We start from the raw sequence: 21,870 nt of genomic DNA on the forward strand, positions 1-21,870 counted from the left end.
TGCATGTCAGGCCCCCATCCGGGTGAGCCGGCTGCGCGGATCGATGTATTCATTCACCGACATGGCCAGCATGAACAGGCCGAGGAACAGGATCGCGACGAAAATCATCGGCACCGCGATCCACCACCAGATGCCGGCGACCATCGCCGAATGGGCATTGGCCCAGTAGATCATCCCGCCGATGGTCGGCCGGTTGATGTCGGAGAAGCCGAGGATCGACAGCGTCACCTCGAGGCCGATGGCCCAGATCAGATTGTTCATGGTGGTGTAGAAGACGATCGGCATGACGTAGGGCAGATGCTCGCGGAGCAGGATCTGCCCGGTCCGCATGCCCGAGAACGCCGCGTGGCGGGTGAATTCGCGGTTCCGCAGCGACAGCGCCACCGAACGGATCAGCCGGCTGTCGTGCTGCCAGCCCAGCAGCGCGGCGGTGACCGCGAGGATCGGCCAGGTCATCTGGTCGCGCAGCACGAACACCAGCAGCAGCAGGATCGGGATGTTGGGCAGCGCGTTCAGCGTGTCGTTGACGGTCATGATCACCCGGTCGACCCGCCCGCCGAGATAGCCCGATGTGAGGCCGACCGCGATGGCGATGGCACGGCTGATCGCCGCAACGACGATCCCGAAAAGCAGCGTGTTGCGCATCGCCGCGGCCAGTTGCCAGAACACCTCCTGGCCGCGCGAGGTGGTGCCGAGCCAATACTCCGCCGAGGGCGGCATGTCCGGGATGACCACATAGGTGGTGAGTTCGTCGTAGGGCGAGAAGAACGATGCGATCACGAGCGCGAGGATGATCGAGAGAAAGATCGTCCCGAGCAGGAATTCGCGGTTGTAGCGCAGCAGCCCGAACAGGATTTTCACGGCGCTATCCCAGCTTCACGCGTGGATCGATGAGCGGATAGAGGATGTCGATCACGAGCATCGCGGCCGCCACAGCGATGACGGCGATGGTGGTGACACCCAGCACGAGGCTGTAGTCGCCGGCATAGATGCCCGCGATCAGCAGCTTGCCGACCCCCGGATAGTTGAACACGAACTCCACGATCACCGCGCCGCCGAAGACATGGCCCAGCGTCAGCGCCAGGCCCGTGACCTGGGGCAGCATGGCGTTCCGCGCCACGTATTGCGAAAAGATCGTCCGCCCGGGCACGCCGGCGAGCTCGGCATAGACCACGTGATCCTCGGTGACGAGGTTGGAGACCAGCGAGCGCATGGAGATGAACCAGCCACCGAGACCGACGCAGACGAGCGTCAATGCCGGCAGCGAGCCGTGGACGATCACCGAGGAGATGTAGTCCCAGGTGAATCCCGGCTCGAGGTTCAGCTGGGCTCCGCCACTGATCGGCAGGACCGGCCAGACATAGCCGAAGACGATGATCAGGGTCAGGCCGACGATGTAGGTGGGGATCGGCTGCATCGACATCACCAGGACGCCGACGGCGTTCAGGACGCGGTTGCCGCGGAAGTAGCCGGCGAGAGCGCCGAAGAGATTCCCCAATGTCCAGGAGAACAGCGTCGCGAGAGTCAGCAGCCCGAACGTCCACGGCAGGGCACGACCGATCACGGTCATCACCGGGGTCGGGAACGCCGAGAGCGACGGGCCGAAATCCCCGGTCAGCACGCGGCTCCAGAAGGTGACGTATTGGTCGAGCAGCGACCCGTCGGTGCCGTACAGCTCTCGCAGCGATTCCCGCAGCAGCTCGACCGAACGCGGATCGGTGCTGCCGAAGCTGGTCAGCAGCGATACCGTCTGCTCGATGGGATCGACCGGCGAGAAGTGCGCGATCAGGAACGACAGCGTCACGCCGGCGAAGACAACGAGCAGGAACTGGCCCAGTCGTCTCAACAGATAGATGAGAAAGCCGCTCATCCCGCCTCCCGGATCGTCAGGATCGGAGCGGACCAGCCGGCGATCCGGCTGGTCCTGGTGCGTTTAAGGTTATTGCGCCGCTGGGGTCTTGGCCTTCAGGCTCACCACCATGTAGCGGATGTTCGACCAGTTCGGGCCCGAGGCCGAGTACGGATTGTCGATGCTCGGATAGTTGGTCCAGTAGGTCGTGTCGAAGGGTGCGAACTTGTTGTAGGCCATCAGCGGGATCATCGGCATTTCCTCGACCGCAAGCCTGAGGAAATCCTGGCCGAGCGCCTTTACCTCAGGCGAGTCGAACGCGACCTTCCGGTTGCGCTCGATGATCTGGTCGAGGCGCGGGTCTCCCCAGCGCTGCAGGTTGCGCGGCGGCTGGATCTCGCCCAGCGGCTTGATGAACTGGGAGTGGTAGCTGTCGAGGAAGAAGCTGAGGTCGGGATGGCCGCCCCAGGTCTCGATCGACCAGTAGATGGCGGTCTCGAAATCACCGGTCCCGAGGCGCTGGCCGTTGGTCGGTCCGGCGACGTCGACCTTGGCGTCGATCCCCGCCTGGCTCCACTGCTGGGCAATGGCGGTGCCGGCGCGAGCCAGCGTCGGGATGGCATCGCCTTCGACCTGGACCCGGATGGAGAAGGGTGTGCCGTCGGGCTTCATCCAGCGATTGCCCTGCTTGCTGAAGCCGGCCTTCTGCAGCAGCTCGGCGGCCGCCTGCGCATCCTGCTTCCACCAGCCGAAGCCGAAGACGCGCTTCAGCTGCTCCGGATCGCTCGGGATCTGGTCGCCCCATTGCGGGCGAACCATCTTGGCCAGCACTTCGGAGATGTTGGGATCATACGGCTTGAACTTGCGAGTGCCGGTGTCGAGCTCGAAATTGGTCAGCCAGTCCTGCATCGGCACGAAATAGTCGTCCAGCGCCGAACCCGTCGGCGGCGTGGCGAGAGCCGAGAGGTTCGCGGCACCGCGATAGGAGCCGAGGGCCACGGCCCGGATGTCGATCAGCAGCGCCAGGGCCCACCGGACGTCCTTGTTGTCGAACGGCGGCTTCTTGGTGTTGAACAGCACCGAGGGCAGCGTCGGATCGGGATGCGCAAACGGGAACCCGGGGAGCCACGCGGCGCCCGTCGGGTTGTCCTTCATGATCGAGAACATGCCCTCGGGCGCGATGTCGTTGATCACGTCGAGGTTGTGGTTGCGCTGTTCGATGACGCGGGCTTCCGGATTGCCGGCGGCGCGATACACCACATACTTCACCTGCGGCTGGCCCCAGTCCATGCCGATCGAGGTGCGCTGCCAGTCGTCGCGCAGCTTCCAGATGGTCCAGAGGCCGCCCTTGTCGTAGCTGTGCAGCACATAGGCACCCAGCGAGACCGGCGGGTTGTTGTTGTAGGCCAGCGGATCGGCAACCTTCTCGAACACGTGCTTGGGCATGATCCAGGCCGCGTTCCAGCGTACGGTAAAGAGCGAATGGAAGCGCGCGTTCGGCGCCTTCAGGTGGAAGATCACGGTGTTGCGGTCGGGCGACTCCATCGATGCGACGTTGACCCCGAATGCCGCCGACCAGTTCATGCCGGGGTGATCGATCAGCGTCTGCACGGTGTACACGATGTCTCCCGCGGTGAACTCGACGCCGTCGCTCCAGTACACGCCTTCGCGGAGCTTCACCGTCATCTGGGTGAAATCGTCATTGTAGATCGGCGGCTCGGTGGCGAGAGCATTCTGCCAGGCTTTCGGACCGCCCTCCGGGTTGATGAACCAGAAGGTGTCGGTGCTCAGCTGCTGCAATCCGTTGAGATTGGCCGCACCGCCGCCGCCGGGCGCCCAGACGTTGAACCAGTCGGCATTCTGCGCCGGAGTGCCCTGGATGATCAGGGCCTCGTTGCGCGGGATGCCGGCGATGAAATCCTGCGCGATGACCGGCAACGGCAACAGCGTCGCCACCGCGGCCACAGCCAATGCGATCGTCCTGAGAAATTTCATCTCCCTGCTCCTCCCAGCTCTCATTCGAGCCTCGGTTTTCGTCGGATCGACGAGAGGCTTTGAAGTCCCGAACCCGCCCTCCGCACTCGCGGGACCAGGTCCTGGGGCGGTTCGGTGGCCGACGAACTCACGAAGGCATTTATCGACATTTTCTCCGCGACACGGCAACCCTTGTTAGCGGAGATCCCCAAAAAAATGCCCGAAATATTGGAATTTTAAGACTCGCCCGCGCAGCCAGTCCGAACACATTATTGACAAAACTGCGATCTCTCATAACGTACCGCGTCGAAGGCGAACCTCTTCGGAAGGGGGGCTGCGCCTTGTCCCGACACAGCGATCGGCCAGACCTCCGGCAGAGGTTTGGCGCAGCAGCGCCAGCAAGGATCAAAGATGACCAGCTCTTTCGCCGTGAGCATCGCGGTTCACGTCGACCGCCGCGCCGGGCCGTACAGGCCGCTCTGGAACTGGTTCGGCTACGATGAGCCGAACTACACCTATTCCGAGCACGGCAAGAAGCTGCTCAAGGAGCTGACGGCCCTGAGCCCCGAGCCGCCACGCATCCGGACCCACAACCTGCTGACCAGCGGCGACGGGCTGCCGGCCCTGAAGTGGGGCTCGACCAACGCCTACACCGAAGATGCCGATGGCAGGCCGGTCTATGACTGGACCGTCATGGACAAGATCTTCGACGCCTATGTCGAGGCTGGCAACATTCCGCTGGTCCAGATCGGCTTCACGCCCGAGGCGCTGTCGGATGCGGAGGGCGACTATCGGCATCACTGGCGGCCCAACGACAAGTACGCGACCATCACGACCGGGTGGGCCGCGCCGCCGAACGACCTGAAGAAGTGGGGCGACCTGATCGAGGCCTGGGCCAACCATCTCGCCGAGCGCTACGGCCGCGACACGGTCGAAACCTGGCCCTGGGAGGTCTGGAACGAGCCCGACGGGCACTACTGGACCGGCACGATCCCGCAGTTCTGCGAGATGTACGACGCCAGCGCCCGGGCCGTGAAGCGCGCCCTGCCAAAGGCCCGCGTCGGCGGCCCGCATGTCTGCGGCGGCTTCGCCAGCGCCAAGGCGCAGACCTTCCTGCGCGAATTCCTGCAGCACGTGGTCGACAACAACTCGCCGATCGACTTCATCGCCTTCCATGCCAAGGGCAATCCGGTGGTCTGGAAGGATCATGTCCGCATGGGCGTGCACAAGCAGCTCAAGGACATCGACACCCATCTCGGGATCATCAACGAGTTCCCCTCGCTCACCCACCTGGCCATCGTCATCGGCGAGTCCGACCCGGAAGGCTGCGCCGCCTGCTCGGCCCGGTATCATCCCCAGAACGGGTACCGGAACGGGCCGCTCTACGGCGTCTATGTGGTCGAAAGCATGCTGCGCACCTATGAGCTGGCCAGCCGCGCCAACCTCACCATCGAAGGCGCCGTCACCTGGGCCTTCCTGTTCGACGACCAGCCCTGGTTCGACGGTTTCCGCGACCTGGCCACCAACGGCGTCGACAAGGCGGTGCTCAACGCCTTCCGCATGCTGGGCATGCTGGGCGGCGACTGGCTCGAGACCACCAGCACCCACCGCCGCGACCTCGCGGATGTGGTCGCCAACAGCGTTCGCGGCGAACCCGATGTCAATGTCGTCGCGACCCGCGACGACACCGGCATCAGCATCCTCGTCTACCACTACCATGACGACGACGACGAGGCCGGCCCGGCGGCCGAGGTGACCATCGCCGTCAACGGCTGGACCGGCAAGGCGCCCGCGCTCCGCCATTACCGGATGGACGAGGCGCACTCCAACGCGTTCGGCGTCTGGAAGGCCATGGGCAGCCCGCAAAGCCCGACCGGCGCCGAGTACAGCAAGCTCGAGGCAGCCGGCCAGCTGGCGCAGATCGAGGCTGTCGGCGCCGTCACGGTCGAGAACGGCAGGATCCTGCTGCGCACGACCCTGCCGCGCCAGGGCGTCTCCCTGCTGCGGCTGGAAGCCTAGATCCGGACGGCGGCGCGCGCCCTCCTCCCCGGGGCGCGCGCGCCGGCTTGCCGGCCCGGGTCAGCTGACATGGCCAGGTAATTCCGCTTGCTGGGCTGCAGATGGTCGACGCAGAGCTGGGCCAGGACCCAGTTGTCGCGGCCCTTCAGCATCTCGATCATCAGCCGGTGGTGCTCATGCGCCATGCGAAGCGATGCCTTGTCGCTCATCGAGTTGGCACGCACCGGCAGGCTCAGCCGCATATAGAGCACGATCGACTGGACCAGATGCGCGTTGCCGCAGGCGCCGAACAGCGTCAGGTGGAACCGGTCATTGGCTTCGTGCACGCCGCGCAGATACCCGGCCTCGATGTGCCGGCCGTGCTCCTCGTGGATGGCGGTGAGCTCGGCGATCAGCGCATCCGGCGCCGGCAGCGGGATCCACAGGGCCGCTTGGCGCTGCAGCAATTCCCGCACGGCATAGATCTCCTGCACCTCGCCCGGCGACAGCGAGCGCACGGTCGCGCCCTTGTTGCGCTCGCGCACGACCACGCCCATGCCCTCGAGCTGCACCAGCGCCTGGCGGGCGAAGTGGCGCGTCACCCGGAAACGGGCCAGCAGCATGTCCTCGGTCAGGCGCGTCCCCGGCGCGAGACGGCCGAAGATGATGTCCTCCTCGAGCGCCCGCGCGATGGTGCGGTCGTCGTGCTCCTCGGGCGCTTCCCTGGCGTCATCCGTGGCCGGCAATGGATCCTCCTCGTGGCCGGTCTGGCAACATTATCGCGGTTCGGCTGCCGGATCGAACCGGCTCAGGCGATAGATCTCCTCGACCAGCCGCAATGTCCGGAGATTGTCGTCCGGCGCCGTCTCGAAGGCGTGGCCGGTGTCGAGGCCATCGAGGAAGTGCCCGATCGCCGCGTCATACGACCCCTGGTAGGTGGCGTCCGGATCGAACGCCTCGTCGCGCGTCTCGACGCCGCGGAGGCTGAGCGCCGAGCCCAGCAGCTCGATCGTGCCGCACGTGCCGAACAGGCGCAGGTGATCGCGCGGCATCGGCGGCGCCCCATGCGCGGCAAGGTTTCCAGTGACCGTGACGACGAGGCCATCCTCCGGCCGGCGCAGCACCACGGCCGCCACATCCTCCGCGACGATCGTGTCGGTGCTGCGCTCGAGCCGCGCGGCGACGATCTCGAGTTCGCCGAGCAGGTAGCGCAGCGTGTCGAGATGATGGATCAGCACCTCCATCACAAGCAGGCGGCGCTGCGTGCGGAAGAAGGGCTGCCGCACCAGCGCCGGCCGCGACCCGTCCGGCCCCGCGATCATGCCCGAGGACAGGAACTCGAAGCTCGCCTGCCGGATGTCGCCGGCGGCGCCCTGGTCGAGCCACTGCTTCAACCGCCGGTAGTAGGCGCGGAACCGCCAGTTCTCATGCACCATCAGCCGCGCCGGGGGCGCCACCCCGGCGACGACCGCCTCGGCTTCGGCGAAATCGGTCCCGAGCGGCTTCTGGCAGAGGATGTCGAGCTGCCGGCCGGCCGCGAGCCGGACCATGGCGGCATGCGTCTCGCGCGGCGAACAGATGTCGACGGCGTCGAGACGCCCGGCATCCAGCATCTCTTCGGCGCTGCCATAGACCTGCGGGATGCCGAATTCAGCCGCCCGGCGCCCGGCCGCCTCGGTGGACGGATCGGCGATGGCGACGATCTCGGCCCGATGTCGCTGCCGGGCCCATGCCGGCAGGTGGTAGCCGGTCACCCAACCGGCTCCGATCATGCCGACGCGGCGAACTGGGGTTGCTTGCATGGCCATCGGCCCTTTTTGAAAGCTTCTGCTGCACCGCCCCGGATTGTATTCTATCAATAATCAACTGATGAAAATCTCTTTCGCCCAACTCGACGCATATCGAAGAATCGCCGAAAAATGTGATAGAATGAAGGCATTGGCGGGTACAGTCCTACGCTGTCAGCAAGTAGGATAAATGCGCATTTATTGACAATCGTCCAAGCACTGTTAATTGGGACCGACCCAATGGCCAGCCGGACGGGCGACACCGAGCGCAGGCTGCGCGTCAGCGAAGTGTTGGAGTGACACGGCAATGGCCGCCGGGAGGCGCTCGTAGACAGCAAGTGAGAGGTGCGGCGCAACCTGAGCGCGTCGCGGCGTCATCGCGTCGGGATCGGCGCGTTCGACCGCCTCAATCAGCGGCGCCAGGGCGGCGGCGCTGTGTGGATCAAGATCGAGGTAAACGGCGAATGGCACTGATCATTCCGGGGCGGACGATCCGATGAGTCTAGTCGTCCCTTGCCGCCTCCGGAAGCCCCAGGCCCGATGAGCTTCCACCGTCGCGCGCGAGGACCGACACCCGAGAGCAAGTTGGGCTTATTCTTTCGGACGCGTCGCAGAATGCAGAAGGCCCCGCCTTTCTGGGGCGGGGCTCTGGATCAGACCTCGATATTTATCGAGTTACAACAAAGGTGGCTGCGGGGGGCTCATGCCCGCTGGTGTAGGATTATCGGACCGCCCCGCTTGCGAGACGTCTTCAGACAGGACTCATTGAGCGGGAGAGACGACGCGTGCGGACCGCCGGTCGCCGGTTGTTGCCGGGTCATTGCAGCGGGCAGACCTATTGGTCGACGACGGAACCGTCCTTGTGCAGCCGCGTGTGGATCTTGCGGGGCCGGTACGGAAACTTCTCGGCGGCATCGGGGCGCAGCGAGATACCGATCCCCGGCTCGTCGCTGATGGTCAGGAAGCCTTCGCCGTCATGCCGCGCGGCGCCGACCAGGAAGCTGTCCGACTCCGGCCGCTTGTCGGTGACGTCCCAGGTGTCGTTCGGGAATTCCTGCAGCACGAAGTTCGGCGCGGTCGCCGCGATCTGCAGGCAGGCCGCGGTCGACACGGCGCTGAGCGGATTGTGCGGCACCACCCCGGCATGCGACGCCTCGGCCAGCGCCGCGATCTTGCGGGCGCCCGAGATGCCGCCGACGATGCAGACATCCGGCCGGACCATCTGCACCGCGTTGCGGGCCAGCAGCATCTGGAACTCCCACAGCGAGGTCATGCGCTCGCCGGTCGCGATCGGGATCGAGATCTTGTCGGCGACATAGGCCATCTCGTCGAGATTGTCCGGCGTGATCGGATCTTCGATGAACAGCGGGTGGAACGGCTCGATCGCCCGTCCCAGCTGAACGGCCTCGAACGGCGTCATCCGGCGGTGGATCTCGATGCACAGGTCCATCTTCCGCCCGGCGATCCGCCGGTATTCCTGCACCGTGTCGACCGCGTCGGCGATCTTCTCGACATGGGTCTGGAAATACGGCTCCTCCCGCCGGCTGTCGAGGAACGGCGTCAGGTGCCCGACCGCCGTGAAGCCGATCTTCTTGGCGTCCTCGATGCCGGCGAACAGCTCCTCCTTGGTCTCGCCGAACACATGGTAGTAGGCGCGGGCCTTGTCGCGCACCTTGCCGCCCAGCAGGGCATGGACCGGTGCCTCGAAATGCTTGCCGGCGATGTCCCACAGGGCGATGTCGATGGCGCTGATCGCGGCCATGACCGCCGAGCCGCGGAAATGCGCCCAGCGGTACATGTACTGCCAGTGGTGCTCGATCCGCAGCGGATCCTGGCCGAGCAGGTAATCCTTGAAGCGGAGGACGGCGCCGGCCGTCGCCTCGTGGAAGCCCCAGGCCCCGCCTTCGCCGAGCCCGACGAGGCCGTTGTCGGTCCGGATCTCGACGAACAGGTACCTGTCCACCAGGATGGTCTCGACGCTCTCGATGCGCATGTCTCTGTCTTTCAGGAAGAGGTTGGGCAGGAAGAATGGGCGGACGGCGCCTGGCCGTTCGGAATCAGGATGACGGCGTCCGGATCGATCCGGACGCGGATGGTCTCGCCGGCGGCAGGCGAGTTGCGGGCCGGCAGCTCGGCCCGAAGCGCGAGCCCGCCGATGCGCAGCAGGCAGGTGACGACCGGCCCGAGGAAGCTGACCGACACCACCTCGGCGTCGAAGCCGTTGGCCCCCTCCTCCGCGTCCCGCACCCGCAGGACGCTCTCGGCCCGGATGCAGGCCAGGACCGGCCCGGACGGCCGGACGGAATCGGGCCGCGGGAACTGCCCCTCGATGGTCGGGCCGCCGCTCAGGGCCACGAGCGCGCGGCCGTCGCCCGCCGAGCGGACGATGCTGCCGTCCAGGATGTTGGCGTTGCCGATGAACTCGGCGGCGAAGCGGCTGGCCGGCCGCTCGTAGAGGTCCCGCGGGGTGCCGGACTGGATCATCTCGCCGTCCTTCATCAGGATGATCCGGTCGCTCATCAGCATCGCCTCCGACTGGTCATGCGTGACGTAGAGCGAGGTCTGCCCGAGCCGCCGCTGCAGCTCGACCAGCTCGAAGCGCATGCGGTCCCTGAGGCCGGCATCGAGGTTGCTGAGCGGCTCGTCGAACAGCAGCAGCCGCGGCGAGGTGACGACGGCGCGCGCCAGCGCCACGCGCTGCTGTTGCCCGCCGCTGAGCTCGGTGCCGTAGCGTGCGGCGAAGCCGTCGAGCCCGACGACCTTCAGCGCCTCGCCGACCTTGGCCGTGATCGTCGCCGCGGGCTCGCGCCGTGTCCGCAGGCCGTAGGCGACGTTCTCGAACACCGTCATGTGCGGCCAGACCGCATAGGACTGGAACACCATGTTGATGCCGCGCTTCTCCGGCGGCACGTCGCGGCCATCCGCCGCCACCACCTCGCCGCCGATCCGGATGGTGCCGGCCGAGGAGCCTTCGAGCCCGGCGATGCAGCGCAGCGTCGTGGTCTTGCCGCATCCGCTCGGCCCCAGCAGCGAGACGAACTCGCCATCCTCGACGTCGAAGCTGACGTTGCGGACGGCGGTGACGCTGCCATAGGCGACGACGAGGCCTTCGACGCTGAGCTTGGCCATGGTGGTCCCTCGGGGTTGCGGTCGACACTCACACGGCCTGGGACAGCCGGACGCGCAGGACGTAGCGCCCCACGACGATCCCGGCGATCAGGATGGCCGTCTGCAGCAGGCCGATGATCGCGGCGTTCTGGACGTTGCCGAATTCGAGATAGTCCCAGGACATCACCGACAGGACCTTGTTGCTCGGCGACGCCAGCAGGATCGCGGCGCTGATCTCACGGATCGAGAAGATGAAGACCAGGATCCAGGCCGAGAGCACGCCGGGGCGGATCAGCCGGAACGTCACCTGCCACGCCGTCCGCCAGTGCGATGCGCCGCAGACCGCCGACGCCTCCTCCAGCGACTTGTCGATCTGGATGATCGAGGTGTCGACCATGCGGTAGGCGAAGGGGATGTAGGACGCGACGAAGGCGATCACCAGGATCCAGATCGTCCCGTAGGCCGGCGTCATCAGATAGGTCCAGAAGATGCCGGTGCCGAAGACGATGCCGGGGACGGCGATCGGGAACATGGCGACATAGTCGAGGACGCCGCCGCCGCGCACGCGCAGGCGCCGCACCGCATAGGCGATGACAATCCCCAGCAGCACGCACAGCGTCGGCGACAGCACCCCGACCAGGAGCGTGTTGCCGATCGACTGCTGCACCGCCACCGACCCGACCACCGACCGGAAATTGTCCAGGGTGAAGGTCGCGTCCAGGATCGAGGAGGAGGTGAAGCTGGTGAAGGCGACGTAGAGCAGCGCGAGATAGGGCAGGATGATCGCGAGGGTGACGTAGACGAGAATCAGGAGGATCGCCGGCCACCGCCAGCCGCGCAGCTTGACCAGGCGGGTGCGGTAGCCGCGGGCGGTCACGGTGACGAAGCGCGTCGCGACCCGGGAGGCGAAGCGGTAGAAGAACACGCCGATCAGCGAGATCCAGAACAAGAGCGTGCCGATCGCCGCCGCCCGGGCGTAGTCGAGCGGGAAGGTCGCGACCGCCCGGTAGATGTCGACCGCCAGGAAGGGCAGCGCCTGCGTGCCGCCGAGCGCCGCCGGGATCGAGAAGGTGCCGCAGGTCAGCACGAAGACGAAGAAGAAGGCCGAGACGATCGACGGGCGGACCACCGGAAAGGTGATCTTAAGCGCAGTCGCCAGCGTGCCCGCGCCGTTCAGGTAGGACGCCTCCTCCATCGACGGGTCCATGCCCTTCAGCGCGGCCGACACCGTCATGTACGCGTAGGGCACATTGTACAGCGCCATGACCAGGATCACCCCGCCCGCGGTCATGACGTTGATCATGGTGCCCTGGACACCGAGCAGATCGCGCGCCAGGACGTTCAGCAGGCCGGCATTCGGCGAGGCGAGGATCAGCCAGGCCAGCGCCCCGACGAAGGGCGACAGGTAGAGAGGCGCGATCACCGCGTTCTCCATCAGCCCCCGGGCCGGCAGGTCGGTCCGGGCCAGCAGCCAGGCCAGGCCGATGCCGATGACGCAGGCCACCAGCGACACCAGCAGCGAAGCCCCGACCGTGACCGCCAGGATCTTCAGATAGGGCAACGTCGTGTAGACCGCCGTGAGGCTGCGCAGCGAGAACTGGGCCCGCGGGTCGACGAAGGTGCCGGTCCGCACCGCGCCGACGAACATCAGCACGATCGGGACCAGCACCAGCACGGCGAGGAGAAGACCCAGGGCCAGCGGCAGGGCCAGCCCGCGCCGACGCCGGCGCAGCGCGGCGTAACCGCTGGCCGCGGGCTCCCCTACCTTCAGCGCGGGCGCGGAGAGGACCATCCTCAACGGCCGAAGATCTGGTTCCACTCGGCGATGATCGGCTTCGCCGGGTCGACGTAGCCCGGGTCACTCAGATAGTCGATGTAGAGCTCCTTGGGATCGGCGTACCAGTCCTCCTTGTACCAGTCGGCCTTCGCCGCCTTGCGGGGATCGACGGTGTCCTCCCGGGCCGAGGCGACGCCCGCGACCTTGAACCAGGCCGCCTGGCCCTCGGCGCTCATCGCCCATTCCTGGAACAGCCGGGCGGCGTTTGGATGCGGGGCCTTGGCCGAGATCGTCTGGACCGTCAGATTCGCCGGGGTCGGATCCGGGAACATCCAGCGGATCGGCGCCCCCTTGAGGTAGAAGCCGCCCATGTCGCTCTGCGACGCCTGGTCGACGATGGCGTGCTCGCCCGCGGCGAGGCGGTCGTACATCGGCGACTTGCTCTCATAGATCTGCGGCTTCAGCGCCGCCATCTTCGCCACGAAGTCCGGCCCGAATTGGTCGCGCTTCCCGCCCAGGAACATGTAGACGTAGGAGTAGCTGCTGCCGCCGGAGGCCGGGGTGCCGGTGGCGATCCGGCCCGCCCAGCGTGGGTCGGTCAGGACGTTCCAACCACCCTCGCGGATCAGCTTGTCCTCCTCCGGCGTGACCTTGCCGGAGTTCCAGGCGATCCCCATGGCGTTGACGAAGACCGTGTACCAGACGCCGTCCTTCTTCATCTCCGGCCGGATGCCCGCCGCCGAGGCCGGTGTGTAGTCCGCGATCAGCCCCTCGGCATGGGCGGATTCGATCAGCACGGTGTCGGTGATCTGGACGAGATCGGCGATGTTCTGCCCGACGCGCTCCTCCGTCAGCCAGCGCTCGAACAGGGGGTAGCTGGGACCGCGGACGTTCTGCGTCGTGATCCCGTATTTGTCGGTGAAGACCTTGGTCCACACCGCGGTCGGGTCGATCGCGGTGGTGTGATAATAGGTCAGGGTGCCTTCGGCCTTGGCCGCGGCGACCAGCCCCGCATCCGGCTCCGGCGACGCCGCAAGGGCGAGGCCCGATCTCCCCGTGACGGACAGGCCGAGCGCGCCCAGCCCGGCCAGCGCGCCTCCCTGCAGCACCCTGCGGCGCGACCAAGCATGTTGCGAACCGAAGCGCGAGCGATCGTCGGAATGAGCCATGACGTCCTCCCAGGTTTTCTTTGGCCAGACTGCTTGGCGACGGCGCCTATGGGCGTCCGCTTTGTCGGATAATACATTTGCGCAAATATATTTGCGCGTCAACGCCGCATCGCCGATACTCTGGCCTATGAGATGGACGGCAGGAGAAGACCGTGGACCCATGGGTGAGCCCCACCCCCGAAGCCCCGCTGAACGAGCCGACCTATCTGAGGGTCAAGCGCGCCATCATCGGGGACCTGGTGTCGGGGAAATTCGTCCCGGGGACGCATCTGACGATCGAGGCCCTGACGTCGCGCTACGCCGTCAGCCACATGCCGATCCGCGAGGCGCTGCGCCAGTTGGAAGGCGAAGGGATCCTGATCTCGCTGGCCCATCGCGGGTTCAGGATCGAAGCCATCACCGAAGGCTATATCCGGAACATCTACGACATCCGGGTCGGCATCGAGTCGATGCTGGCCCACCGCGCGGTCGAGCGGGCGACCGACATCGACATCGCCACGCTGCGCCGGCTGCATGAGGATCTGAGCGTCCTGATCCGGTCCGGCAAGCCGATGGTGGCGTCGCGGGAGAACATCATCTTCCACAAGCGGATCTACGAGATCGCCCGGAACCCCGAGGCCGAGCAGATCCTGGAGGGGCGCACCCGGGTGGTGCGGACGGTGGCGGACAGCCTGGGCGGCTACAGCCCGGACATGTACGACGCGGTCATCACCGAGCACGAAAAGATGATCCGGGCCTTCGAGGCCCGGGATCCAACCGCGGCGGGCGATGCCGTCTTCGACCATGTCACCGCGGCCCGGGACCGCCTGCTGGCCCGGATCGCGGATAAGGGCGCGTTCTCGCCGAGACCATGAGACTGGGAGCCCGCGGTCAGGCCGGCCCCTGGAGCCCGGTCGAGATGGAGCAAGAGGATGCTCGCGGCTCCGGTGGCGGGCCCGAGATTCAGGTCGCCATGCCCACCGGCGCCTGGTTCATGACGACCCCGTCCGGGATGTCGTCAAACGACGCGTAGTTCATGTTGTAGAGCCGGGCGTAAAGTCCTTTGGCATCCATCAGCTCGTCATGCATGCCCGCTTCGATCGTCTCGCCGTTCTGCAGCACAATGATGCGATCGGCGTGGCGGATCGTGGCCAGGCGATGGGCGATGACGAGGCCCGTGCGCCCCTTCAGCAAGGTGACCAGCGCTTTCTGGATCAGCATCTCGGTGTAGCTGTCGATATTCGCCGTCGCCTCGTCCAGGACCAGGATCCTGGCATCGGCCACCAGGGCCCGGGCGAAACTGATGAGCTGGCGCTGCCCGATCGAGAGATTGCCGCCCCGCTGGTCCAGAACCGTCTCGTAGCCGTCCGGCAGACGCGCGATGAATTCGTGGGCGCCCACCGCCTTCGCGGCGCGGATCACCGCGTCCAGGGTTGCATCCACCTTGTGATAGCGGATGTTCTCGAAGACGGATCCCGAGAACAGGAACGGCTCCTGCAGAACCATGGCCACCTGCTGCCCGAGCGACTCCTGCGTCAGGTCCCGCACATCATGACCGCCGACCATCACCTGGCCGTCCCAGACATCGTAGAAACGATGCACGAGCGCCATCGCGCTCGACTTTCCCGAGCCCGTGGGGCCGACGAGGGCGACGGTCTCGCCCGGATTGACGCGGAAGCTCACATTCTTGAGCACCGGTTGGCCGGATCGATAGCCGAAGGTCACATCCCTGAACTCGACCGACCCGTCCGTGGCGGGCGACAGGTCGATCGCGCCCGGCCGGTCCTCGATCTCCACGGGAATGTCGAGCACCTCGGCGATGCGGTGGCCCGAGGCCATGGCCCGCTGCATGACGCTGTACTGCAGGGTCAGCGAACGGATCGGGTCGAAGAAGCGCTGAATATAGAACAGGAAGGCGACCATGATGCCGATGTCCAGGGTGCTGCCCAGGACCATCGAGCCGCCGACGACGATCACCACCGCCATGGCGACGCCGGTCAGCGTGTCCACGATCGGCACCATCACCTGCGCATATTTCGCGGCGCGGAGATGGGTGCGCAGATTGCCGTGGGCCTTGTCGTCATAGAGACGCAGGTTGAGCTGCTGACGGCCCATGCTCTGGACCGCGCGCACGCCGTGGATGCCCTCGGCGAGCGCGCCGTTGGCCACCGAATTCGTTTCGTGCGCGGCCATGAAGGCGTCGCGGGCCCGCGGCAGCCACCACAGGCGCACGACGAACAACACCGGCATCACCGACAGGGTGAGAAGGGCCAGCCGGACGTCCAGGAGGAGCATCACGGTGATGATGCCGGCCAGGAGCGCGATGTCGCCGACGGAAAGAACCGACGTCTCCATGAATTCCTGCATGGAGTTGACGTCGCCCTGCAGCCGCGACATCAGCCGGCCGACCTCCGTCTTGTCCATGAAAGAGAGGGACACGCGCTGCAGATGCGCGAACATGGCGCGGCGCATGTCGAACAGGACGTCCTCCGCCGCCTTGCCGACGACCGTCTCCTGCACCCAGCTCGCGCCGTAATTGACCAGGATCGCGGCGGCGAAGGCGATCGCGGCCCCCGTCAGGGCGCCGCGGCTGCCGGTCGCCATGCCATGGTCGATCGCGAAGCGGATGATCAGCGGGATGGCGACCTGGCTCAGGGTGAAGAGCAGCACCGCGGCGACCGCGACAACCATCTTTCGGCGATACGGATACACGAATTGCCAGATGCGGCGGACGATGCGCCCGTCGAAGGCCGCACCGAACACTTCCTCCTCCGGACGATGAGATCCGACGACGGCCCGCGGTGGACGGCCGCGCGAATCCCCGGCCTCGTCCCTGTCTTCGGGTTTATCGGACATCAGGGCACCGCCTGCTGCGAGGTGTCGTCGCCAGGACGCACCTGGAGGTCGTAGAGCGCTCTGTATCGGCCGCCTTTCGCGATCAGCTCCTCATGGGTGCCGCGCTCGACGATGCGGCCATCCTCGATGAACAGGATCTGGTCGGCGTGCATCAGCGAGCTCAACCGATGGGCGATGACCAGCGTCACGCGGTCCTTGGCGAAGCGCCGCATGGCACTGCGGATCCGCTGCTCGGTGCCGGCATCGATCGCGGCGGTGGAATCGTCGAACACCATGATGGCGGGCTTCAGCATGAGGGTGCGCGCGATCGACAGGCGCTGGCGCTGCCCACCGGAGAGGGAGACGCCGCGCTCGCCGACGACGGTGCCGTAGCCCATCGGCAGCCCGAGGATGTAGTTGTGCAGCTGGGCGGATTCGCTGGCACGCGCGATCTGGTCGTCTTTCGCCCACGGATTGCCATAGACGATGTTGTTCTCGATCGAGGTGGTGAACAGGAAGGAATCCTGCTGCACGATGCTGACCGCCTGCCGCAGGGAGTTGAGCGTGACTTTGCTGATGTCCTGCCCGTCGATCGTGATCCTGCCGCCAGTGACGTCGTAGAAGCGCGGGATGAGGTGCACCAGGCTCGACTTGCCTGCCCCCGGGGATCCGACGATGCCGATGGTCTCGCCACGCCGCGCCTCGAAGCTGACGCCGGACAGGACCTTCCGCTCCCCGGCCCCCGGATAGTGGAAATCGACGTCTTCGAACCGCAGGACGCCGTCGGTCACCACGAGGTCCTTGGCTCCCGGCTCGTCCTTGATGGCGAGATCGAGATCGAGCAGCTCGAAGAGACGGGTCCCGCAGGTCGAGGCGCGGGCGAAGGAATTCACCAGAAGACCCAACTGGCGTACCGGCATCTGCAGGATGGTCGTGAAGGTCAGGAACGTCGCCAGCGTTCCGACGCTGATCGCGCCATCGATGACCCTGTTGCCGCCGACCCAGAGCACCAGCCCCATCGCGAGAAAGAAGGAGAAGTTCATGGCGGAGGTGTTGACCACGCGAAGATCCACGCGCTCGTGCCCGATTCCGAGGGCGCTTTGCGAGGCCCGGTCGAACTTCTCGAGCTCGTGCTTCTGGGCCGCGAATGCACGCACGACGCGGATGCCGCCGAGGTTTTCCTCCATGACCCGGCTCAGGACGGACATCCGATCCTGCAGGGTAAGCCAGGTCGCGCGCATGCGGAGTTGAGTCACCGAGGAGCGCCAGGCGACGAACGGCACGAAGCTCAGGCTCAGCAGGCCGAGAACCAGATCCGTGCTCAGGAGCAGATAGGCGCCGACGCCGATCAAGACCGTCAGCAGCACCAGCCGCACGACCCCGGTGCTGAAGAACATGCGCACGCCTTCGAGATCCAGCATGCCGAGGGTGATCAGGTCACCGGTATGCACACGGTCGTGGAAGCTGAAGCTCAGGCGCTGCAACTTCTCGTAGCAGGCGAGCCGCAACTCGTAGCCGATATGGTGCCCGACCGATTCCCCGAAATAGTTCTGCAGCATCGTGAAGAGGCCGCGAAAGACACTGATGGCGAGCAGCACCAGTGCGGTCGTCATCAGGGCCGTTTCAGCCTGAGTCGTCGATCCACCTGCGGCCGCGAGAACACCGCGCGCCTGGTCGACCGCCTGGCCGAGGAGACGGGGGATGAACAGTTGCAGCGTCGCGGCAATGAACGTCGACCCGATGGCGATGCCGACCTGCCAAGGATGGCGCAACGTCATGCGGGTGATGCGAAGGAGTGTGCTGACTCCGCGGCCCCATTGGGCCGATGCAATATGGGCACGCGAGTTATCGCGCCTAGGCGCGCTCGCGATCGTATCGGTGCTCACGGGGCGATCCAGTGCTTCCAACACACTGCCGGTAAGGAGCCGAGGCTCGGTCGGGCAGTTCCGTTCTTCGCGCCATAACGCACCTTTTTGGCGGCGAGTTCAAGGGGCCGGAACCTCCGCACGAGGACTTGTCACGTTCGGCCAATTCAGCCCCGAGCAGGTGGCGCAGAGCGCCGGAACTGATCAGGCAGGGCTCTGCAGTCGCCGGTTCACATGGAGCAGCAGGACGCTCGCGGTCCCGGCGAAAAGCGTCAGCAGGAAGGTCAGGGCCATGATCACGTCGATGTTGTGCAGGCCGATCGCGTTCATCAGCAGGAAGCCCAGGCCTCGCTGCGAGGCAAACATCTCGCCCAGCAGTGTGCCGATCAGGGTCAGCGAGAAGCCGATCCTGAGCCCGGAGAAGATCTCCGGCATCGCCGCCGGCAGCAGCACGCGGGTGACCATTTCGAACGGCCGCAGCCCCATCACCCGCCCAGTCTTCACCAGCACCGGGCGGATGTTGCGCACGGCGCTGACGGTGAACAGTGCGATCGGGATCACGCCATGGATGGTGCCGAAGGCGATCTTGGCCGAGATTCCCAGGCCGAACATCAGCAGCAGGATCGGGTACAGCGTGATCTTCGGGACGGAATAGGCGGTGACGAGCATCGGCTCGAACACATCATTGGCGAAGCGGTTGATGCCGAGGATGAAGCCGATCGCCAGCCCCAGCACCACCGAAAGCGCGAGCGCCACGCCGAAGGCCGTCGCCGTCTCCGCCAGATGCAGCCAGAAGCTGTCGGAGCCCAGCAGCTTCGCCGTGAACATCACGGTCTGCAGCGGCGAGCGCAGGGCAACGTCGCCGACCATCCAGTACAGCCACTGCCAGATCGCAAGCAGGACCAGGATCAGCACCGCGCCATTGCGCAGCGAGCGGAAGGACGATGCGGTCATACCAGCCCCCGCCGTGCCATCAGCGCCTTCTCCCACCGGCCCAGGGCGGCGTTGAAAGAACCCGCCACCACCAGGACCAGGACGATCAGCGGGTACATGGTCGCATTGTCGAAATTGTTGTAGGCGAAGCTGATCTCGTAGCCCATGCCGCTCGACGACATGATGAACTCCGCCCCGATGATGCCGATCAGCGAATAGGCCACGGCCAGCTTGGCGCCCGACAGGATGTAGGGCGAGGCATAGGGCAAGGTGATGCGCCAGGCCGTCGCCAGCGTGCCGAAGCGGGCGATCCGGGCTGTCTTCATCAGCACGCGCGGCACGCGATCCAGCCCGTTCAGCGTGTTGACGATCACGCCGACGACGCCGAGCGCCGTGCCGATGAAGATCTCCGGCGCGTCGCCGAGGCCGAACAGGATGATCAGCAGCGGATAGAAGGCGAAGATCGGGATCGCGTAATACGTCGCGAACAGCGGATCCAGCGCCTCGCGCACCGCCCTGAAGCGATGGATCCCGATCGCGGCGGCGATCCCGATGACCATGGCCAGGAGGAAGGCGATGGCCGCGTTGCCCAGCGTCTTGGCGATCGCCGCGTTGAGCGAGCCCGAGGCCAGCATCCGCCAGATGTCCATGGCCATGACATGGGGCGGCTGCATGGTCAGCTTATCGATCACGCCGGCGAGGCAGAGCACCTCCAGCAGCACGACGAGGCCGACGACGAGGCCGACCCGCCAGAGCGCCGCGGGCTTCACGATTGGCCCCCGCCGCCCGGCCTGCCGATGGCCTTGATCGATTCTTCGCGCAGCGCGCCCCATAGCCGGGCGGTGATCGCGCCGAACCGCTCCTCCTGCACGATGCGGCTGTCGCGGTCCTGCGGCCAGCCGGTCTCGACGATGTCGATCAGCCGCCCGGGCCGGGCCGACATGATGCCGATGCGGTCGGACAGCATGGTCGCCTCGTCCAGCGCATGGGTGATCAGGAAGATAGTGGCGCCGGTCTTGCGCCAGAGATTCAGCACCTCGTCGCCCATCAGCAGGCGCGTCTGCTGGTCCAACGCCGCGAAGGGCTCGTCCAGCAGGATCAGCCGCGGCTCCGTCACCAGGGTGCGGGCGATGCAGACGCGCTGGCGCATGCCGCCCGACAGCTGGGACGGGTAGCTGCGGGCGAAGGGCCCCAGGCCCATCATGGCCAGCGCGCGCTCGATCCGGGCCTCGCGCTCGCCCTTGCCTAGCTTCATCCGCCTGAGGCCGAAGGCGATGTTGTCGGCCACCGACAGCCAGGGGAAGGACGCATCCTCCTGGAACACCACGCCGACGCCGTCCGGGATCTGCCCGGCGATCGGCCGTCCCTCGAAGGCGACCTCGCCGCGCGACGCCGTCGACAGCCCGGCGATCAGCTCCAGCAGGGTAGACTTGCCGCAGCCGGACGGCCCGACGACGGAGAAGAACTCGCCGCGCCGCAGCTCCAGGTCGATCGGCCCCAGGGCGTGGATCGGCTCCGCCGCCTTGCCCGGCGGGGGGAAGACCTTGTCGACACCCCGCAGCGAGACCTGGGCCAGGTTGGTCATCATGTTCATTGCAGTGCCTTCAGATCGTCCGGCAGGAACCGGGTGTCGACGAGGCTCTTGGCGTCGACGTCGCCGGAGATCGCGCCGACCATCTTCTGCACCTCGATGGCCTTCTCCAGCCCGCCGAGATGGATCTGACCCGAGCCCCAGTAGTCGAGCCCGTCGGTCTTGCTGGAGATCAGGGCGCGCACGGCGTTCCGCGCCACCTCCGGCTCCAGGTTGTAGGCCTTGGCGACGATGTCGCCGGCCTCGTCCGGATGATCCTTCATGAACTGCACGGCTTTGATCCGGGCGCGGATGACGCCGCGGATGAAGTCGCCCTTGCTGTCCGCCTGCGACATCGAGGCGACGCCGACCACATTGGCGATCGGCGGCAGGATCTCGGTCGCCCGCGCGATCGACCGGTACTGATCCTTGTATTTCGACCACAGCGGCTCGGGCACCGGCGCGGCGTCGACCAGGCCCGTGTCCAGCGCGGCGATGCCCTCGCCGAATCCGCCGGTCTTCACCAGTTCGACATCCTCGGTCTTCAGCCCGGCGGACTGCAGCACCAGGGTGGCGAGTGCCTGGCTGGTGGAGCGAGGGTTGGTGTAGCCGACCTTCTTGCCCTTCAGGTCGGCGATGGTCTTGATCGGGGAGTCGGGCTTCACCGCCCAGACGAACTCGGCGACGGTCAGCACGTTGTCGCTGATGATCTTGACGTCGGCGCCCTGCTGGATCGCCGCGATCACCGCGTTGGGGTTGACCTCGGCATAGGGCGCGCTGCCGGCCAGCATGTTGCGCAGCGTGGTGCCGCCGCCGGCCGAGGACAGGATGCCGGTGACGTCCGCCCCCTCCTCCTTGAAGAAGCCCTTGGCCATGGCCACCGCGAAGGGCATGCCGTTGGCCGAGACGCCATAGTTGCTGACCACGATGTCGTCGGCCCGGGCGGCTCCGGTGGCGACCGTTCCGGCCAGGACGCAGGCCGCGGCGATCCGTGCCAGGTTCGAGAACGCTCTTCCCATCTGATCC

Annotated in this window: 18 protein-coding genes; 3 read left to right on the forward strand and 15 right to left on the reverse strand. The window is 66.3% G+C overall.

All coding sequences use genetic code 11. The features are described from left to right. Positions 1-6 precede the first annotated feature (6 nt). From QFZ27_RS34810 to QFZ27_RS34820, 3 genes are all read right to left on the reverse strand, one after another. The gene (locus tag QFZ27_RS34810) at positions 7-861 is read right to left on the reverse strand and encodes an ABC transporter permease (RefSeq protein ID WP_429231184.1); all 855 of its coding nucleotides are present in this window, start codon (positions 859-861) and stop codon (positions 7-9) included. Between the two features lie 4 nt (positions 862-865). Continuing rightward, the gene (locus QFZ27_RS34815) at positions 866-1,870 is read right to left on the reverse strand and encodes an ABC transporter permease (RefSeq protein ID WP_429231186.1); all 1,005 of its coding nucleotides are present in this window, start codon (positions 1,868-1,870) and stop codon (positions 866-868) included. A 69-nt stretch (positions 1,871-1,939) separates the two neighbouring features. After that, positions 1,940-3,844, reverse strand: a complete 1,905-nt coding sequence (locus QFZ27_RS34820) for an ABC transporter substrate-binding protein (protein ID WP_429231188.1) — start codon at positions 3,842-3,844, stop codon at positions 1,940-1,942. Positions 3,845-4,234: 390 nt separating this feature from the next. On the opposite strand from QFZ27_RS34820, the gene QFZ27_RS34825 reads away from it, so the two are divergent. Beyond that, on the forward strand, positions 4,235-5,842 hold the full coding sequence (locus QFZ27_RS34825; protein ID WP_429231190.1) for a GH39 family glycosyl hydrolase: 1,608 nt from the start codon (positions 4,235-4,237) through the stop codon (positions 5,840-5,842). Here the strand turns inward: QFZ27_RS34825 and QFZ27_RS34830 are convergent. Both QFZ27_RS34830 and QFZ27_RS34835 read right to left on the reverse strand, forming a co-directional pair. Then, on the reverse strand, positions 5,839-6,567 hold the full coding sequence (locus tag QFZ27_RS34830; protein WP_429231192.1) for a GntR family transcriptional regulator: 729 nt from the start codon (positions 6,565-6,567) through the stop codon (positions 5,839-5,841). The genes QFZ27_RS34825 and QFZ27_RS34830 overlap by 4 nt on opposite strands. A 30-nt stretch (positions 6,568-6,597) precedes the next feature. Beyond that, a complete protein-coding gene (locus QFZ27_RS34835) occupies positions 6,598-7,629 on the reverse strand; it encodes a Gfo/Idh/MocA family protein (protein ID WP_429231194.1) in 1,032 nt (343 codons plus the stop codon). 324 nt (positions 7,630-7,953) lie between these two features. On the opposite strand from QFZ27_RS34835, the gene QFZ27_RS34840 reads away from it, so the two are divergent. Next, positions 7,954-8,082 carry a hypothetical protein gene (locus QFZ27_RS34840; protein WP_429231196.1) on the forward strand — a complete coding sequence of 43 codons (129 nt, stop codon included), beginning with the start codon at positions 7,954-7,956 and terminating at the stop codon, positions 8,080-8,082. Positions 8,083-8,443: 361 nt separating this feature from the next. On the opposite strand, the gene QFZ27_RS34845 is transcribed toward QFZ27_RS34840, so the two are convergent. Genes QFZ27_RS34845 through QFZ27_RS34860 form a run of 4 tightly spaced genes read right to left on the reverse strand, consistent with a single transcriptional unit; the run spans position 8,444 to position 13,662 of the window. Next, entirely contained in the window at positions 8,444-9,601 is a 1,158-nt protein-coding gene (locus tag QFZ27_RS34845) for a mandelate racemase/muconate lactonizing enzyme family protein (protein WP_429231198.1), read from the reverse strand. 11 nt (positions 9,602-9,612) lie between these two features. Beyond that, positions 9,613-10,737, reverse strand: coding sequence for an ABC transporter ATP-binding protein (locus QFZ27_RS34850; RefSeq protein WP_429231199.1), 1,125 nt, complete (start codon positions 10,735-10,737; stop codon positions 9,613-9,615). A gap of 28 nt (positions 10,738-10,765) precedes the next feature. Beyond that, entirely contained in the window at positions 10,766-12,508 is a 1,743-nt protein-coding gene (locus QFZ27_RS34855; protein WP_429231201.1) for an ABC transporter permease, read from the reverse strand. Positions 12,509-12,510: 2 nt separating this feature from the next. Next, positions 12,511-13,662, reverse strand: coding sequence for an ABC transporter substrate-binding protein (locus QFZ27_RS34860; protein ID WP_429231203.1), 1,152 nt, complete (start codon positions 13,660-13,662; stop codon positions 12,511-12,513). A gap of 152 nt (positions 13,663-13,814) precedes the next feature. Here QFZ27_RS34860 and QFZ27_RS34865 point away from each other — a divergent pair, with 152 nt between their 5' ends. After that, entirely contained in the window at positions 13,815-14,516 is a 702-nt protein-coding gene (locus tag QFZ27_RS34865; RefSeq protein WP_429231205.1) for a GntR family transcriptional regulator, read from the forward strand. 88 nt (positions 14,517-14,604) lie between these two features. Here QFZ27_RS34865 and QFZ27_RS34870 read toward each other — a convergent pair whose 3' ends face one another. The 6 genes from QFZ27_RS34870 to QFZ27_RS34895 form a co-directional block, all read right to left on the reverse strand. Beyond that, complete coding sequence (locus tag QFZ27_RS34870; protein WP_429231206.1) at positions 14,605-16,404, reverse strand: ABC transporter ATP-binding protein; 1,800 nt, start codon at positions 16,402-16,404, stop codon at positions 14,605-14,607. Positions 16,405-16,496: 92 nt separating this feature from the next. Next, positions 16,497-18,362, reverse strand: a complete 1,866-nt coding sequence (locus QFZ27_RS34875; RefSeq protein WP_429231208.1) for an ABC transporter ATP-binding protein — start codon at positions 18,360-18,362, stop codon at positions 16,497-16,499. A gap of 183 nt (positions 18,363-18,545) precedes the next feature. Beyond that, complete coding sequence (locus QFZ27_RS34880; protein WP_429231209.1) at positions 18,546-19,295, reverse strand: ABC transporter permease; 750 nt, start codon at positions 19,293-19,295, stop codon at positions 18,546-18,548. Continuing rightward, positions 19,292-20,044 carry an ABC transporter permease gene (locus QFZ27_RS34885; RefSeq protein ID WP_429231211.1) on the reverse strand — a complete coding sequence of 251 codons (753 nt, stop codon included), beginning with the start codon at positions 20,042-20,044 and terminating at the stop codon, positions 19,292-19,294. Before QFZ27_RS34885 ends, QFZ27_RS34880 begins: the two co-directional genes overlap by 4 nt. After that, positions 20,041-20,868, reverse strand: coding sequence for an ABC transporter ATP-binding protein (locus tag QFZ27_RS34890; protein ID WP_429231213.1), 828 nt, complete (start codon positions 20,866-20,868; stop codon positions 20,041-20,043). The genes QFZ27_RS34885 and QFZ27_RS34890 overlap by 4 nt, the downstream gene beginning before the upstream one ends. Further along, positions 20,865-21,863 (reverse strand): ABC transporter substrate-binding protein, encoded by a 999-nt coding sequence (locus QFZ27_RS34895; protein WP_429231214.1) that lies wholly within the window; start codon positions 21,861-21,863, stop codon positions 20,865-20,867. Before QFZ27_RS34895 ends, QFZ27_RS34890 begins: the two co-directional genes overlap by 4 nt. Positions 21,864-21,870 lie beyond the last annotated feature (7 nt).

The sequence above is a fragment of the Inquilinus ginsengisoli genome (assembly GCF_050434925.1).
In the GTDB taxonomy this organism is placed as follows: domain Bacteria; phylum Pseudomonadota; class Alphaproteobacteria; order DSM-16000; family Inquilinaceae; genus Inquilinus; species Inquilinus ginsengisoli_B.